Genomic DNA, 12,218 nt, shown 5'->3' with positions numbered 1-12,218 from the left:
CTTCTAATAAGAAGACCAGCTGGTATGAGATTGGTGGGTGATGACGGGATCGAACCGCCGACCCCCTCCTTGTAAGGGAGGTGCTCTCCCAGCTGAGCTAATCACCCAATCTCAAATCTTCTTACTCTACACAGCGAGACACTTTTACTTTCGTAAAGAGTGGTGGGTGATGACGGGATCGAACCGCCGACCCCCTCCTTGTAAGGGAGGTGCTCTCCCAGCTGAGCTAATCACCCCCGCTGTGTGGAGTCGCATTATAGGGATCCTTGAATATGAGTCAACGCTTTTTAAAACTAAAATGATTGTTCGTTGCAAAATTAGTCAAGGCGTCGTATTTATCGCCGTTGGTGCTGCATCCTTGCGCAATTCAGCCTGTTATCTTGCTATCGCTAGCAGAATAAAAGCACGTGCGGCATGTTACGGCGTTGAGGAATCGAAGCAGAGTGATAGAATGTTGCCCACTTTTGTTCTCTGAGCTTATGTCGGTTTATGCCGACAGCCGTTGCGTAATAAGGCTGTAATCCCAAATGAAAATCAAAACCCGTTTCGCCCCTAGTCCTACTGGCTATCTTCACGTCGGCGGCGCTCGCACCGCACTGTACTCTTGGTTGTTTGCCCGTCATCATGACGGCGAGTTTGTGCTGCGTATTGAAGATACCGATCTGGAGCGTTCAACTCAGGACGCGATTGATGCCATTATGGATGGTATGAACTGGCTGAGCCTGAACTGGGATGAAGGCCCGTACTACCAGACTAAACGCTTTGACCGTTACAACGCGGTTATTGACCAGATGCTGGAAAACGGTACGGCATATAAGTGCTACTGTTCTAAAGAGCGTCTGGAAGCGCTGCGTGAGCAGCAGATGGAAAATGGTGATAAGCCACGTTACGACGGCTGTTGCCGTGGTTCTCACGAACATCATGCTGATAATGAGCCGCACGTTGTGCGTTTCCTCAACCCGCAGGAAGGCTCTGTCATCTTCAATGACCGCATTCGCGGGCCGATCGAATTCAGCAATCAGGAACTCGATGATCTGATTATTCGCCGTACTGACGGTTCACCGACCTACAATTTCTGTGTCGTTATCGATGACTGGGATATGGAAATCACGCACGTTATCCGTGGTGAAGACCATATCAACAACACGCCGCGTCAGATCAACATCCTGAAAGCGCTGGGCGCACCCGTGCCCGAATATGCGCATGTGTCGATGATTCTGGGCGACGACGGTAAGAAATTGTCCAAACGTCACGGCGCTGTTGGCGTAATGCAATACCGCGATGACGGCTATTTGCCGGAAGCACTGCTGAACTATCTGGTGCGTTTAGGCTGGTCTTCTGGCGATCAGGAAATCTTCTCTATTGATGAAATGAAATCGCTGTTCTCGCTGGACGCTGTGAACAAATCGGCGAGTGCTTTCAATACCGAGAAGCTGCAATGGTTGAACCATCACTATATTAACCATTTACCCGCAGAATACGTGGCGACGCATCTGTCATGGCATATCGAGCAGGCAGGGATTGATACCCGTACCGGGCCGCAGTTGAGCGAGCTGGTTGGTTTGCTGGGCGAACGTTGCAAGACGCTGAAAGAAATGGCGGATTCTTGCCGTTATTTCTATGAAGATTTTGCTGAGTTTGATGCTGATGCCGCGAAGAAACATCTGCGCCCGGTTGCGCGTCAGCCGCTTGAACTGGTTCGCGAGAAACTGGCTGCGATTAAGAGCTGGACGCCGGAGAACATCCACCACGCCATTCAGGGCACGGCGGATGAGTTGGGCCAGGGCATGGGTAAAGTCGGTATGCCGCTGCGTGTTGCGGTAACGGGCGCGGGTCAGTCTCCAGGCGTTGACGTTACGGTGCACGCGATTGGTCAACAGCGTTCGCTGGCGCGTATTGATAAAGCACTGGCGTTCATCGCCGAGCGCGAAGCGCAGCAGTAATCGTTATCGCGTGAATAGCGTTATATAAAATGAACCCCGGCCAGAAGCTGGGGTTCATTTTTTTATGGCGTGCTATGGGAATTATTGACCGGCGATAGCAACCGCTTTACCGATGGCATCGGGGATCACGTCGCCGTGGCCTTTACCGGGGAACAGAATAAAGTCGGCTTTTGTGCCTTGTTCGTTGAGCTGTGCGACCAGTGCCGTTGCTCTTTCCACCATTTTTCTTTGGCTGATCCGTTCTGCCCGCTTTTCATCAACGGGTTTACCCGCCTGCGTTTTGGCTGGCTCATCTTCATTTGCCCCTGCCGTGACGGTTATTGACAGCGGTGGTGTAGCGAGCAGCGGCGTTCTTGCCGGAATCACAACGCCATTTCCCCACCAGATAGACGGGCTTGCGGCAACATAACGCTGGAAAAATTCGGTGTGGTTAAACAGCGTATAGAGCGTAAACAGACCGCCGAAAGAGTGCCCGGCCAGCGTTTGTTTTTGCTTATTTACAGCGTAGTTCGTTTCAACCCAGGGCTTTACCGTGGATTGCAGGAATTGATAAAACGCTTCGGCTTCGCCGCCTGCGGCAAAATCTGGATCGGTGAGCGTTGTCGGCGGCGTGTAGTCGCGCGTTCTGGCGGGAACATCGTAAGGTTTATCGATTGGATAACCGATGGCGATAATCAGCGGTGCTGCGCCATTTTTTGCATTGTAGCTGTTTACGGCAACGGGAAACTGAGCGTTGCCATCCAGCATGTATAGAACCGGATAACCGCCTTCAGGTGCGGGTTGGCGGGGCTGCGCGATGAAAAGCCGATAGACATGCTGTGCATCGCTTTTCATTTCAACGTGCTTGATCTCAAATTGAGCTTTTGCTTGTTCGGTCATATCAGGAATGGTTGGCTGCGCCCGAACAGGCAACATGCCAGAGGCAGATACCATCAGAGAAAATACAATCATAGGAAAATAGCGCATGTGATGAGGCTTATATAAGAGGCAGAAGCGTAACGTGAAATGATGATAATAAATCGCGTTATCGTTAGCAGCTTTTTTATTGTGCTTATGATGAGATGACATCGAAATCGCCGCCTGTTTTTCCTCACCTTTGGCGTCTTTTTCAGCGGTTAATCGGATAACCGGATTTAGCCGTTGACACTGCGAATCGGGTTTCATATTATGCGACGCGTTCGCACAGTACTTGCCTTTGCGGTGATGCTGTAAGATACGGGGCTATAGCTCAGCTGGGAGAGCGCTTGCATGGCATGCAAGAGGTCAGCGGTTCGATCCCGCTTAGCTCCACCAAACACTCCCTCTGTTTGGTTGATTATCACGAACATTCCACACGTTGTGGGGCTATAGCTCAGCTGGGAGAGCGCTTGCATGGCATGCAAGAGGTCAGCGGTTCGATCCCGCTTAGCTCCACCAAATCATCGAATTCACTCTTATTTATCCCTTTCTCGATATATCTGCATTCAATCAACGTTTTTATTTGCTCAATACATTAGTCAGCTATTTCTTGTAAACAATTCCTTGTAAACCATCCTTTGTAAACCATCCTTTGTAAACCATCCTTTGTAAACGACAGTTGGCCGCCTTCGTTTTTTTGAAGACAACCAACCCGTTATCGCTTAAGCCTCTTCTGGAAGCCTTGGCGTCCAGTCTATTGGCGACAGCCCTTGCTGTTCCAAAAGCTGATTAGCCTGAGAAAAATGCTTACAGCCCAAGAAACCACGGTGTGCAGACAGTGGGGAAGGGTGCGGCGATTTCAGAATATGGTGGCGCTGCTGGTCAATGATGTTGCCTTTTTTCTGTGCATGAGAGCCCCACAGCAGAAAGACCAGGCCTTCCCGCTGTTCATTCAATGCCGCGATGACGCGGTCAGTAAACGTTTCCCAGCCCAAATTAGCATGCGAGTGTGCCTGTCCAGCTTCAACGGTTAATACCGTGTTGAGCAGTAAAACGCCTTGCTCTGCCCAGCTTTGTAGAAAACCGTGTCGTGGAATTTCAAATCCAGGGATGTCGCTCGCCAATTCTTTATAAATATTACCCAGAGAAGGCGGAGCGGGTACGCCCGGACGTACAGAAAATGACAGCCCGTGCGCCTGATTCGGGCCGTGATAGGGATCTTGCCCGAGAATGACGACTTTGACCTGATGCAGTTCAGTAAAGCGGAACGCGTTGAAAACATCCTTCTGCGGGGGATAGATAGTTTTACCCGCTGCACGTTCTTTCCCAACGAATTCAAGGGTGTTAATGAAGTAAGGCTGCTGCTTTTCTTGTGCCAGCACGTCATGCCAGGTGAGAGAGGTCGCCATCATGCACTCTTTTTTTTATAGGTTGAATGGTGTTGTCGGTAGCTTACCGATCTATCGTCCCGAGGTAAAACCGTAACCGCTATTGTCGGGATGAAATGACCTTTTTTTGAAAAAAAATTGAAAATTTACAAAAATATTTGCAATTCGGTGTGTTGGTAAAATTGATATAAAACAATATATTGCCATCAGTACGCTAAGCTGTGGGGTTTTAAAATTGATTTAAGTCAAGGATGTCTGGTTATCAGGCTGGTATATAAGAGGCAGATACAAACGGTTTTATACGATCGTTACGAAATTTAGCAGTTTTTTGCTGATAGCGATTTTTACTCAGTTAGTTTTTAACTAAGACAATAACACGCCGTTTTACGGAGGCAATTATGGTTACTGGTATTCAAATCACCAAGGCTAACGACAGCGCGCTGATCAATTCCTTCTGGTTGCTGGATGAAGAAAAATCACAGGCGCGTTGCGTGTGTGCTAAATCAGGTTATAGCGAAGATCAAATCGTTCCGGTGAGCGATCTGGGTCAGATCGAGTATCGTGAAATTCCGCTGGAAATCAAACCTGAAGTGCGTGTGGAAGGCGGTCAACACCTGAACGTAAACGTTCTGCGCCGTGAGACGCTGGAAGATGCGGTTAAGCATCCGGAAAATTATCCGCAGCTGACCATTCGCGTATCTGGCTACGCTGTGCGTTTCAACTCACTGACGCCAGAACAGCAGCGCGACGTTATCGCTCGTACTTTTACCGCAAGCCTGTAATTCAAGCCTTAACAAAAAGGGAGCCGAGGCTCCCTTTTTTATATCTCTATTTTATATAAATTTTATTTGGCAGAGGGTTCGTCGGTTTTCTGCGTTGGTTGACGACGCTTACCCACATTTTTAGCATCGCGCTGGCGAACTTTTACCTTAACCTTTTCTTTTTCCTTCTCTTTTTTCTCTTGTCGTTTAGCCAGTACTTTTTTCGACGGTTTACCCGTCGTTTTGGCGCTTGGTGCTTTCGTCTCTGGGCGGAGTTCTTCAATGACGCGCGGTTTTAGCGGTTCATTCAAGTAGCGACTGATTTTTCCCAGCAGCAGATGGTCGTGTGCTTCGACAAAAGAGATAGCACAGCCTTTACGACCGGCGCGACCAGTACGACCGATACGGTGAAGATAGGTGTCCGAGGTGCGCGGCAAATCGAAGTTAAATACGTGGCTGACATCGTTAATATCAATACCGCGTGCCGCGATATCCGTTGCTACCAGCACGTTGACACGCCCGTCACTGAGACGTTTGATCGCCTCATTACGTTTGGCCTGCACCATTTCGCCTTCGAGATAGCAGGAGTTAATGCCCGCTTCACGCAGCCAGGCAACTAGCTCATGCACACGCTCACGCTTGCGTACAAAGACGATAGAACGCGTTACGTCAGGCTGTTTTAACTGGTGGCAGAGCAGCGCCGTTTTGTGTTTGAGATCGTCGGCGCGGTAATACCATTGCAGAATTTTTTTACGTTCCCGACGCGATGGGTCGGATTCGATTTCAACAGGTTCATTGAGCAGGCGCTCGGCGAAATCTTTGATCGCGTCCCCTTCCAGCGTCGCAGAAAACAGCAGCGTTTGCTTGCGCCAGCGGGTTTCTCCGGCGATGTGTTCAATATCCTGGGCGAAGCCCATATCCAGCATTCTGTCCGCTTCATCCAGAATCAGCGTTTCTACCGCGCGGCAATCGAAGTTTTCTTCTTTAATGTATTGCAGCAGACGGCCCGTCGTCGCGACGACGATATCCTGATTTTCACTGAAGACTTCTGCGTGGTTCATGTAGGCTACGCCGCCAGTGATCGTGGCGATATCCAGGTGCGTATGTGCAGCAAACGCTCGCGCCTGATCGGCCACCTGCATGGCGAGCTCACGGGTTGGCGTGAGGATCAGAATACGAGGTGGACCCGATTTTTTACGAGGGAAATCGATAAGATGCTGCAAAACCGGCAGCAGATAGGCGGCGGTTTTACCTGTTCCTGTTGGCGCGGAGCCTAGGACGTCGCGGCCTTCCATCGCCGGAGGGATCGCCTCTGCCTGAATCACGGTCGGGCGCTCGTAGCCCATGTCACGCAGGGCGTCTAACAGGCTTTCATCAAGATCGAGCTCGGAAAAATTGGTTACAGTCATGGTCTACCTCTATTTGGGGCGCCGATTATAGACGGATTGGCCGGTTTCTTCACCTGTTTAAGCAGACATCGGCACTTTTCCTGCATTGATGTTTCACCTATGCTACTGCGGTTTGCATTTGGAATCTTATTTTCATGAGTCATCAGGCTGATAATAAACTGACATTGCGTCGGGATGGTTTTACCTTCAAGCAATTCTTTGTGGCGCACGATCGCTGTGCCATGAAGGTGGGGACCGACGGTATTTTGCTGGGAGCCTGGACGCCGGTGTCTTCAGCCTCGCGGATCCTGGATATCGGTAGCGGTTCTGGTCTTCTCGCGCTGATGCTGGCGCAACGTTCTGAATCGCATGTTCGGATTGACGCCGTCGAGCTGGATAGTGCCGCCAGCCAGCAGGCGAAGGAGAACATTTCCACCTCGCCATGGGCTGACAGAATCACGGTGTATGCTGAGGATATCGTCGGTTTTGCTGAGACGCGAGCCGCCGACTATTCGTTGATTATCAGTAACCCGCCTTACTTCCCGCCGGGGATCGCGTGCGGATCGGCTCAGCGCGATCAGGCTCGCTATACCACCCTGTTAACCCATGAAGCGCTGTTACGCTGTGCTCATCAGTTGCTAATGCCTGAAGGTCTTTTCTGCGTGGTGCTGCCGGTTCAGGTTGCTGGGTCTTTTATTCCGCTCGCGCAGCAGAACAATTGGTATGTTCACCAGCAGCTTCGCGTATCGGAGCAGGAAGAGAAACCTGCGCATCGCGTTTTGCTGGCGCTATCTCGTCAGGAAAGAGAATGTGTGAATTCCTCACTGGTAATTAGTGATGCAGAAAGATGCTACTCGACGGCTTTCCAGCGGCTGACAAAAGATTTTTATCTCTTTATGTAGATGGCAGACGCCTTGTTGCTGCGTCTGCCTTTGCTGAGTGAACTATTTTTATGAGTTATTTTTTATGAACTACGGCACCAGAATGGTTGGCGTTGGGGCGTTGAACTGTTCTGGGTAGTCCAGTGTGTAATGCAGCCCGCGGCTTTCTTTTCTTTCCAATGCGCAGCGGACGATGAGTTCGGCAACCTGCACCAGATTACGCAGTTCCAGCAAATTGTTGGAAATGCGGAAGTGGGCGTAGTACTCATTGATTTCCTGCTGAAGGAGTTGAATGCGGCGCTGTGCACGCTCCAGCCGCTTAGTCGTCCGCACGATCCCTACATAATCCCACATAAACAGGCGCAACTCGTGCCAGTTATGCTGGATCACCACTTGTTCGTCGGAGTTGTCGACCTGGCTTTCATCCCAATCCGGTAACTTTTTCACTGCTTTGATTTGCGGTAAGCGCTGCAAAATATCCTCAGCGGCTGACCAGCCGTAAACCAGGCACTCCAGCAGTGAATTGGATGCCATGCGGTTTGCGCCATGCAAACCGGTATAGCTGACTTCGCCAATCGCATACAGGCCGTCAAGATCGGTACGGCCGTGCTGATCGACCAGCACGCCACCGCAGGTGTAGTGTGCCGCGGGGACGATCGGTATCGGCTCACGCGTCAGATCGATGCCGAGAGACTGTAGCTTTTCATCGATAGTGGGGAAGTGCTGTTTGATGAATGTTTCGGGCTTGTGGCTGATATCCAGATACATGCAGTCTGCGCCAAGCCGTTTCATCTCATGGTCAATCGCCCGGGCGACCACGTCACGCGGGGCCAATTCGCCTCTTGCATCGAAATCGGGCATAAAACGTGTACCGTCAGGACGTTTAAGGTACGCGCCTTCACCGCGCAGCGCTTCCGTTAGCAGGAAGTTTCGTGCCTGTGGGTGGAACAGGCAGGTCGGGTGAAACTGATTGAACTCCAGATTTGCCACGCGGCAACCCGCACGCCAGGCCATGGCGATGCCATCACCAGAGGAAATATCGGGATTCGTGGTGTATTGATAAACTTTGGATGCGCCACCGGTCGCTAAAACCACCGTTTTCGCTCGGCAGGATTCTACGCGCTCCCGTTCACGGTTCCATATATAAGCACCGACAATGCGGCGTGTGCCGGGCAAACCCAGCTTATTCGAGGTAATCAAATCGACGGCGTTGCAGCGCTCCATAATCCGAATATTCGGATGAGATAGCGCTTTCTGCACCAGCGTGTTTTCCACTTCTTTTCCGGTTGCATCCGCCGCGTGCAGAATTCGACGATGGCTGTGACCACCTTCGCGCGTGAGATGGTAACGTTCTTCGCCGCTGGTGCTGGTTTCGGTATCGAATAGCACGCCTTGTTCGATAAGCCATTGCACGCAGTGTTTGGCATTGCTGGCGATAAACTCAACGGCTTCCCGTTCACACAGGCCATCGCCGGCGATCAGGGTATCTTCGATATGAGAGTCAATCGTGTCGGTTTCATCGAAAACGGCGGCGATGCCACCTTGAGCATAAAACGTTGCGCCTTCGTTGAGCGGGCCTTTGCTTAATACCGTCACGTTGGCTTGTGAAGCCAGACGCAGCGCCAGTGAAAGCCCGGCAGCACCGCTGCCAATGATTAAAACATCACAGACGTATTCAGTGGTCGTTTGCATGGTCGTGTCGTGGATGCAAAAAGAAGAGGAAATCCGATGGTAGCACCCAACGGCTGATTGCTGTATTGGTTTTTATCCCCATCTCTACGCTATAAATAAGCGAAGGAAGGGGCATGCTGAATCGTGCGAAGGCCCCGGATTTATCGTATCATCCTCGGAGGAGCGTAGAGCCTCAGATGAAGAGAATGCGTCATAGGTACGCATCGCAAAGACGAGTAACGGCGCTAAGCAAAAGAAAAATGATGACCCGGAACTTTATTGAATGTCTTGGTTCTAATTAGGAGCTTGCTCTAAATATGATTGATATAGCTGGCAGTACTATTTTACGCGTGGAGAACGGTTTGAGTAGAGATTACCTCGGATGAGCGAGCAACTGGCAGATCAGGTTCTGGTCGAGCGAGTCCAAAAAGGCGATCAAAAATCGTTTAACTTGTTGGTCGTTCGTTATCAGCATAAGGTAGCGAGCCTGGTATCGCGGTATGTTCCCCAAGGGGACGTGCCGGACGTGGTACAGGAATCGTTTATTAAAGCCTATCGCGCGTTAGAGTCATTCCGCGGCGATAGTGCGTTCTATACATGGCTGTATCGTATCGCAGTGAATACGGCCAAGAATTATTTGGTAGCTCAGGGCCGCCGTCCGCCGTCCAGCGACATTGATGCTAATGACGCGGAAAACTATGAAAATGCGGGCGCACTGAAAGAAATATCGAACCCTGAGAATTTAATGTTGTCAGAGGAATTACGAAGCATCGTTTTCCGAACTATCGAGTCTCTACCGGAAGATTTACGTTTAGCGATTACGCTGCGTGAGTTGGACGGTTTAAGCTACGAAGAGATCGCCGTGATTATGGATTGTCCCGTCGGCACTGTTCGTTCTCGTATTTTCCGGGCTCGGGAAGCGATTGATAATAAAGTACAACCGCTTATTCAGCGCTAGCGAGCGTTTTCAGCTATCCGCATGACTAATGATGGATTTGACAAGGTAAGGGTGTCGGTATGCAGAAAGAGAAACTTTCCGCTTTAATGGATGGCGAAGCAGTAGATTCCGAACTGTTAGGCGCACTGTCACGGGATGACGCGTTGCAGCAAAGTTGGCAAAGTTATCATCTGATTCGTGATGTGATGCGTGGTGATGTGAGTGAAAACGTGATCCACCTGGACATCGCTTCTCGCGTTGCCGCTGCAATCGAAAAAGAACCTGTTCGTTTGGTTCCACAAGCGCAGCCTGAATCTCAGCCACAACCTGTTGAGTGGACGAAGATGCCTTTCTGGCACAAAATCCGCCCGTGGGGCAGCCAACTGACGCAAGTCGGTGTCGCAGCCTGCGTATCTTTAGCGGTGATTGTCGGCGTACAAAATTACCAGCAGGGTAATGCTTCTGAACATGTTGTGGAATCCGGCGTGTTCAGCACCTTACCTGCTATGGGCACCGCCTCTCCAGTGAGTCTGGGCGTGCCGTCAGAAAATGTTGCCCCTAACAGCGGTCAGCAAAAATCCGATATGCAGCGCAATCGCCTTAACGCCATTTTGCAGGACTACGAATTACAGCGTCGGCTGCATGCCGAGCACGCTCTGCCGCAGGACGATCAGCAAGCGGCAATTCAGGTTCCCGGTACTCAATCATTAGGAACACAGCCCCGGTAATGAAGCGTGTTTGGTCCGCCGCCTGTTTTCTGATTGGCAGTCTGTTTTATTCTACTTTCGCCCCGGCTCAGAATGTTGAGCCGGGCGCGTTGCTGCAACAGATGAATGGCGCTACTCGTTCTCTGAATTACGAAATTTCCTTTATTAACATAACCCTGCAAGGTTTCGAGTCGGTACGGTATCGTCATGCTGTAGTCAACAACCGTGCCTTAGCGCAGTTGCTGTTTATGGACGGACCGCGACGCGAGATCGTACAGCGTGGTAATGAAATCAGCTATTTCGATCCTGGTTTTGAGCCGTTTACGCTCACCAGCGATCATATCGTTGATTCTCTCCCTTCTCTGGTCTTCGCTGATTTTCAGAAACTATCGCCCTATTATGATTTTGTTCCTGCTGATGGACGGGTACGCATTGCCGATCGTCTGGCATCAGGCATTCGGGTCATCTCACGCGATGGCACACGCTACAGCTATACGGTGTGGATTGATGCGGACTCCAAACTTCCACTGCGCATTGATTTACAGGATCGCAATGGCGACAAACGGTTGGAGCAATTCTTAACGACATCATTGATTGTTGACGATGATCTGGTGAGCGTGATGCGTCCGCTGGAAGGAATCAAACTTCCTCCTGCGCTACCCGCGCCTGCTGCGGAAAAAGGTGATTTTACCTGGGTGCCAGAATGGCTGCCTGCTGGGATGAAAGAACTGTCGCACAACAAAAAAGTATTGCCAGGTTCGTCCATTCCTATTGAAACACGTCTGTATAGCGATGGTTTATTCAGCTTTTCGATTAACATTAGCCCGTCTTCTGACGTGAGCGAGGAACAGTCTGTGCTCACGGGACGACGTTCGATCCACACTGTCATGAAAGGCAACCGAGAGATTACCGTTGTCGGCGATATTCCTCCTTCTACGGCTAAACGTGTGGCTGACAGCATTATTTTGAAGGCGCAACCGTGATCAAAGAGTGGGCGACAGTGGTTTCATGGCGGGATGGAATTGCGGAGCTGCAGTGTGAGCCGAGCGCGGGCTGTGGCACCTGTAAATCCCGCTCGTCGTGTGGAACGGGTTTATTAAGTCAGCTTGGGCTCTCTGCCGAAAATACGCTGTACGTTCCTTACGATCGGCCTTTGGAAGTCGGACAAAAAGTGGAGCTGGGTATTTCTGAAGGGCGGTTATTGTTTTCCGCTGCTCTGGTTTATGTTGTCCCGCTTTTTGGGTTGCTGTTCGGGGCAGTGATATGCCAAACGCTGTTCGGCACCGATCTGGCTGCGGTTATTGGCGCGCTGCTAGGCGGTGGCGTGGCGTTTATCGGCGTGAAGCGCTGGGCGAAGCAGCTAGGTAAGAATAAACGTTATGAACCCGTTATCCTGCAAATCGCGCTGCCGGGTACTCTCTTACAAAATTGACCTGTTCACCCGAGCGTAAACGGCGCGCGGCGCGGAAACATTGCTTACTTGTTTGTTATCTTTCGACACGATGTTTGCCACGTAATGACACTTTACTTCCTGCTTTCCTCTTGTTGTTCTGCTATTCCAAATAAAACCGTCATAATCAAGGGGAATGCACTGGACATGACTAGGTTTTCAGGCTTCTCGCATGTAGAATGCTGCGATTAAGGT

At 50.7% G+C, this 12,218-nt stretch carries 11 protein-coding genes and 4 tRNA genes; 9 read left to right on the top strand and 6 right to left on the bottom strand.

The window, feature by feature from the left end; all coding sequences use genetic code 11:
* Positions 1 to 31: 31 nt before the first annotated feature.
* Both K7X24_RS15805 and K7X24_RS15800 read right to left on the bottom strand, forming a co-directional pair.
* A tRNA-Val gene (locus K7X24_RS15805) sits at positions 32 to 107 on the bottom strand.
* A gap of 53 nt (positions 108 to 160) precedes the next feature.
* Positions 161 to 236 (bottom strand) — tRNA-Val (locus K7X24_RS15800).
* Between the two features lie 291 nt (positions 237 to 527).
* Between K7X24_RS15800 and gltX the strand changes: the two genes are divergently transcribed.
* Positions 528 to 1,943 carry a glutamate--tRNA ligase gene (gene gltX, locus K7X24_RS15795; protein ID WP_130634514.1) on the top strand — a complete coding sequence of 472 codons (1,416 nt, stop codon included), beginning with the start codon at positions 528 to 530 and terminating at the stop codon, positions 1,941 to 1,943.
* 81 nt (positions 1,944 to 2,024) lie between these two features.
* Here gltX and K7X24_RS15790 read toward each other — a convergent pair whose 3' ends face one another.
* Complete coding sequence (locus tag K7X24_RS15790; protein ID WP_224555737.1) at positions 2,025 to 2,894, bottom strand: alpha/beta hydrolase; 870 nt, start codon at positions 2,892 to 2,894, stop codon at positions 2,025 to 2,027.
* A gap of 266 nt (positions 2,895 to 3,160) precedes the next feature.
* On the opposite strand from K7X24_RS15790, the gene K7X24_RS15785 reads away from it, so the two are divergent.
* Together K7X24_RS15785 and K7X24_RS15780 are read left to right on the top strand one after the other, a co-directional pair.
* Positions 3,161 to 3,236: transfer RNA gene (locus K7X24_RS15785), tRNA-Ala, on the top strand.
* Between the two features lie 47 nt (positions 3,237 to 3,283).
* Positions 3,284 to 3,359 (top strand) — tRNA-Ala (locus K7X24_RS15780).
* Positions 3,360 to 3,562: 203 nt separating this feature from the next.
* Here K7X24_RS15780 and ung read toward each other — a convergent pair.
* Positions 3,563 to 4,249, bottom strand: coding sequence for a uracil-DNA glycosylase (gene ung / locus K7X24_RS15775; RefSeq protein ID WP_012822888.1), 687 nt, complete (start codon positions 4,247 to 4,249; stop codon positions 3,563 to 3,565).
* Positions 4,250 to 4,626: 377 nt separating this feature from the next.
* Between ung and grcA the strand changes: the two genes are divergently transcribed.
* On the top strand, positions 4,627 to 5,010 hold the full coding sequence (grcA, locus tag K7X24_RS15770; protein ID WP_005973551.1) for an autonomous glycyl radical cofactor GrcA: 384 nt from the start codon (positions 4,627 to 4,629) through the stop codon (positions 5,008 to 5,010).
* 62 nt (positions 5,011 to 5,072) lie between these two features.
* Here the strand turns inward: grcA and srmB are convergent, their stop codons facing one another.
* A complete protein-coding gene (gene srmB / locus K7X24_RS15765) occupies positions 5,073 to 6,398 on the bottom strand; it encodes an ATP-dependent RNA helicase SrmB (protein ID WP_095700277.1) in 1,326 nt (441 codons plus the stop codon).
* Between the two features lie 134 nt (positions 6,399 to 6,532).
* Between srmB and trmN the strand changes: the two genes are divergently transcribed.
* Positions 6,533 to 7,279 (top strand): tRNA(1)(Val) (adenine(37)-N(6))-methyltransferase TrmN, encoded by a 747-nt coding sequence (gene trmN / locus K7X24_RS15760; protein ID WP_224555736.1) that lies wholly within the window; start codon positions 6,533 to 6,535, stop codon positions 7,277 to 7,279.
* 69 nt (positions 7,280 to 7,348) lie between these two features.
* On the opposite strand, the gene nadB is transcribed toward trmN, so the two are convergent.
* Positions 7,349 to 8,950, bottom strand: a complete 1,602-nt coding sequence (gene nadB / locus K7X24_RS15755; RefSeq protein WP_224555735.1) for an L-aspartate oxidase — start codon at positions 8,948 to 8,950, stop codon at positions 7,349 to 7,351.
* A gap of 361 nt (positions 8,951 to 9,311) precedes the next feature.
* On the opposite strand from nadB, the gene rpoE reads away from it, so the two are divergent.
* The 4 genes from rpoE to rseC are packed head-to-tail and all read left to right on the top strand — an operon-like array spanning position 9,312 to position 12,005.
* Positions 9,312 to 9,887, top strand: coding sequence for an RNA polymerase sigma factor RpoE (rpoE, locus tag K7X24_RS15750; protein ID WP_005973561.1), 576 nt, complete (start codon positions 9,312 to 9,314; stop codon positions 9,885 to 9,887).
* A 59-nt stretch (positions 9,888 to 9,946) separates the two neighbouring features.
* Positions 9,947 to 10,594, top strand: coding sequence for an anti-sigma-E factor RseA (rseA, locus tag K7X24_RS15745; RefSeq protein ID WP_039486631.1), 648 nt, complete (start codon positions 9,947 to 9,949; stop codon positions 10,592 to 10,594).
* Positions 10,594 to 11,556: a sigma-E factor regulatory protein RseB gene (rseB, locus tag K7X24_RS15740; RefSeq protein WP_224555734.1), complete on the top strand. Its 963-nt coding sequence runs from the start codon at positions 10,594 to 10,596 to the stop codon at positions 11,554 to 11,556. The genes rseA and rseB overlap by 1 nt, the downstream gene beginning before the upstream one ends.
* A complete protein-coding gene (gene rseC / locus K7X24_RS15735; protein WP_103971482.1) occupies positions 11,553 to 12,005 on the top strand; it encodes a SoxR-reducing system protein RseC in 453 nt (150 codons plus the stop codon). The genes rseB and rseC overlap by 4 nt, the downstream gene beginning before the upstream one ends.
* Positions 12,006 to 12,218 lie beyond the last annotated feature (213 nt).

The organism is Pectobacterium versatile, from assembly GCF_020166435.1.
Taxonomy (GTDB): Bacteria; Pseudomonadota; Gammaproteobacteria; order Enterobacterales; family Enterobacteriaceae; genus Pectobacterium; species Pectobacterium versatile.
Note: the sequence above shows the minus strand (reverse complement) of the source record. Positions and strands in the feature narration are given on the sequence as shown.